Source organism: Achromobacter sp., assembly GCF_036567245.1.
Lineage (GTDB): Bacteria > Pseudomonadota > Gammaproteobacteria > Burkholderiales > Burkholderiaceae_B > Achromobacter.
In genome coordinates this window covers 1-3,614 of the sequence record NZ_DATCUY010000090.1, presented here as the reverse complement: position 1 = coordinate 3,614, position 3,614 = coordinate 1, and the positions used below count along the sequence as shown (strand labels likewise).

The window sequence follows — 3,614 nt, the reverse complement described above, 5'->3', positions numbered from 1 at the left end:
CCTCGCGCGACTGGGCCGCCAAGGGCCAACGCTTGCTGGGCATCCGCGCGGTGCTGGCGGTCAGCTTCGAACGCATCCACCGCTCCAACCTGATCGGCATGGGCGTCCTGCCCTTGCGCCTGCCCGCGGACGTCACGCCGGCCACGCTGCGGATCCAGCCCGGCGACCGGATCGAGATCGACGCCCAGGCCGCCGCGCTGACGCCGCGCATGGCCGTGGCGGTGCGCATCCTGCGCGCAGGCGGCGCCGTCGAGACGCTGCAGGCCACGGCTGCGGTTGAGACCCGGCTGGAAGTCAGGCTGCTGCGCATGGGCGGCGTCATTCCCGCTATCCTCTCGGACACCATCCATTCCCCCGCCCGCCACGCATGAGCGCCCAAACCAATACCGCCGCGAAAATCCTGGCCCTGATCCAGGAAGACCGCCTGCCCGCGGGCGCGCACCTGACCGCACAGAAGCTCGCCGACCGGTTGCGTCTGTCGCGCTCACCCGTCAACGACGCGCTGGACATCCTGGAGCAACGCGGCGTCGTTTCGCGCAAACCCAACCGCGGCTATTTCCTGGAGCAGGATCACGAAGCGCTGGCGGAGATGCATGAGGATCTGGCCCCGCCCTCCGTGGACGACATCGTCACGCACAGCTACTTCAAGCTGGCCGACGAACTGCTGCGCGGCGCGCTGCCCATGCAATGCAGCGAGGCGCTGCTGCGCGCGCGCTACGGCCTGACGACGGCGCAGACGCAGGCCTTGCTGGGCCGCATCGCGCAGGAAGGCTGGGCAGAGCGCAGGCCCGGCTATGGCTGGGAGTTTTCATCCATGATGACCACGCCCGACAGCCTGCTGCAGTCCTACCGCCTGCGCCTGGCGCTGGAGCCGGCGGCGCTGCTGGAACCGGGCTTTCGCATCGACCGGCAGGTGCTGGCGCGCTGCCGCGCCGCCGAAAAACACCTGCTGGACGGCGGCATCGCCACCGACACCGCGGACCAGCTGCATGAACGCGGCGTGCGCTTCCATGAATCGCTGGTGGAAGCCTCGGGCAATCCCTTCTTCATCGACGCCATCAAGCGCGTCAACCGCGTGCGCCGGCTGCTGTCCTACCGCTCCATGCAGGACCGCAGCCGCTACCAGCAGCATTGCGACCAGCACCTGGCCATCCTGGATCTGCTGGAACGCGAGCGCAACGAGGAAGCGGCCGCCGCGCTGACAGAGCACCTGCGCAGCACGCTCGACAATCTGGCCCGCATCAGCGGCATCCTGGCTTCCTAGGCCAGCAAGCTCCGATCAGAAGTCCATCGATGCCGACAGCATCAACGTGCGCGGCACGCCCTGGGAAATCGTGCCGTACGACGCTACGCCCGACCAGTAGGCCCGGTTGAAGACGTTGACCACATTCGCCCGCAGCGTGATGTCCCTGCCGTAGACCTTGGTCGCATAGCGCGCGCCCAGATCGAACGTGGTCCACGAAGGCACCGACTGCGTATTGGCCTGATTGATGTACTCGCTGCCGGTGTGCATCATGCTGCCGGTCAGGGTCAGGCCCGTGACCCATGGCGTATCCCATTCCGCGCCCAGGTTGACCGACATTTTGGGTACGCCCACGGGCCGGTTGCCCACCATGGCGCTATTGCCGGTGCGCGTCAGTTCCGCGTCCAGCAAGGTCACCCCGCCCAGCAGGCGCAGGCCGCGCCATGGTTCGCCGGCCAGGTTCAGCTCCAGCCCGCGGTTACGCTGCTCGCTGTCGGCGCCGTACACGCCGTTGGTCAGCTGCCCGCTGGGCTTGGTGATCTCGAAGGCGCTCAGGGTCAGCATGGCGCCGTCCAGGTCCACCTTCACCCCCACCTCCTTTTGCCTGGCTTTGTAAGGCTTGAACACCTGCCCTGCGTTGGACGCGGTGGCGGGCGCCACGTCGCCCTTGCTCAGGCCTTCGATGTAGTTGGCGTACAGCGAGACATTGCTCCAGGGCTTGACCACGATGCCCGCCAGCGGCGTGGTCGCGCTCTCGTCATAGCTGACGGTGCGCGCGCCGGTCGCGGCGTTGAAGTTGCGCGACTCGATGCGCTGCTGGCGCACGCCCAGGGTCAGCTGCGCGCGCTCGTCCAGGATGCTGAGCGTATCGGCCAGCGCCAGGCCGGAAAGGTCCGACGACGAGATCTTTGGCACATAGGCAGGCGCCGGAATGAACTGCTCGGGGCGCGTGATCGGATGATAGATGTTGGACGTGAGCGGCGTCCCCAGCACGCTGGCCTGCTTGTTCCGGTCGCTGTACAGGCTGCCCATGAAGCTGATGGCGTGGCGCACCGGGCCCGTGTCCAGCTTGGCGCGCAAGCCCGCGTTGTAGGTGCTGCGGTTGACCTCGAACCTGAAGTTGTTCGGCGTGACCACCGTGTCGCCGGCCGCGTTGACGATGGTGGGCGTCTGGTCCGACAGGCGCGAAACATCGGTGTCCGAGCCGCCTGCATCGGCAAAAACCGTCAGGCGGTCGCTGACGTCGTACTCGATCCGCAGCAGCGCCGATTGCCCATCTGACTTCCACCAGCCCCAGGGCTGGGTGGCGTTGCGCCGTCCGTCCGCCGCATGCGGAACGGCTATGCCGGCGGCCACCAGGAAAGGCCGCGTGGGCGCGTCGATCTTTTCATTCTGCGTCAGCAGGTCCAGCGAGGCACGCAGCCGCTCGCCCTGGTAATCCAGCGACAAGGCGCCGATGTCAGTGCGCGAGTACAGGTTGTCCAGCGGCGTATCGCCCTGGCGGTGCATGCCGTTGATGCGCACGCCCCATTCGCCATCCTTGCCGAAGCGACGGCTCAGGTCCGCCCGCGCGCCGAATTGCGAATCGCCCACGTAGTCGGCGGACACCCGGCTCAAGTCCTCCGGCAGCGCCCGCTTGGGCACCATGTTGATCACGCCGCCCACGCCGCTGTTGGGCGACATGCCATACAACAGCGCCGCCGGCCCTTTCAGCACCTCGACCCGCTCGATGTAATCGGTGAAGACGTGATAATTGGGCGCCACGCCGTAGACCCCGTCAAAGGCAATCTCGCCCAGATTGCCTTCGCCAATGGGAAAACCGCGGATGTAGAACGAGTCGGTCACACCGCCGATCTGCCCGGTGAAACGCACCGAGGGTTCAACGTTCAGCGCATCGGCCAAGGTTACCGCCTGGCGGTTCGCCAGCAGCTCCGAGGTGTAGCTGGTGACATTGAACGGCGTATCCATCACGTCGCGATTGCCCAGCAAGCCCAGGCGGCCGCCCCTGGCCACCTGGCCGCCCTCGTACTCGGCCGGCAAGGCGAACGGGGCCGCGCTGGCGCCGGCGACGGTGACCGTCGGCAGCACGGTCGCCGATTCATCCTGCCCCGAGGGCAGCTTGCGCAAGGAATAGGCGCCGCCGCCCTGCTCCGCCAAGGCATAGCCCGACCCGGACAGCAAACGGGAGAAGCCTTCCTTCACGCTGTAGACGCCGTCCAGGCCGTTGCTGCGCAGCCCCGACACCAGGGCCGGATCGAACGACAGCGGCACCCCTGCGGCGGCGGCGAACTGGGCCAGCGCGTCGCCCAGGGGCCCTGCCGGGATCGCGTAGGATTTACGCGCCGTGACGCTGATGGCGTCGGCCGCCGCC

At 67.6% G+C, this 3,614-nt stretch carries 2 protein-coding genes and 1 pseudogene; 2 read left to right on the top strand and 1 reads right to left on the bottom strand.

The genetic code is table 11. The annotated features are described in order from the left end of the window. Together VIR09_RS03745 and VIR09_RS03740 are read left to right on the top strand one after the other, a co-directional pair. Positions 1-371: pseudogene (locus VIR09_RS03745) on the top strand (aconitate hydratase AcnA); the annotation flags it as partial. Further along, positions 368-1,264, top strand: coding sequence for a GntR family transcriptional regulator (locus VIR09_RS03740; protein ID WP_332011650.1), 897 nt, complete (start codon positions 368-370; stop codon positions 1,262-1,264). The pseudogene VIR09_RS03745 and the gene VIR09_RS03740, both read left to right, overlap by 4 nt. Before the next feature lie 15 nt (positions 1,265-1,279). Here the strand turns inward: VIR09_RS03740 and VIR09_RS03735 are convergent. Further along, the coding region (locus tag VIR09_RS03735; RefSeq protein ID WP_332011649.1) for a TonB-dependent receptor at positions 1,280-3,614 on the bottom strand (2,335 nt) is incomplete at its 5' end.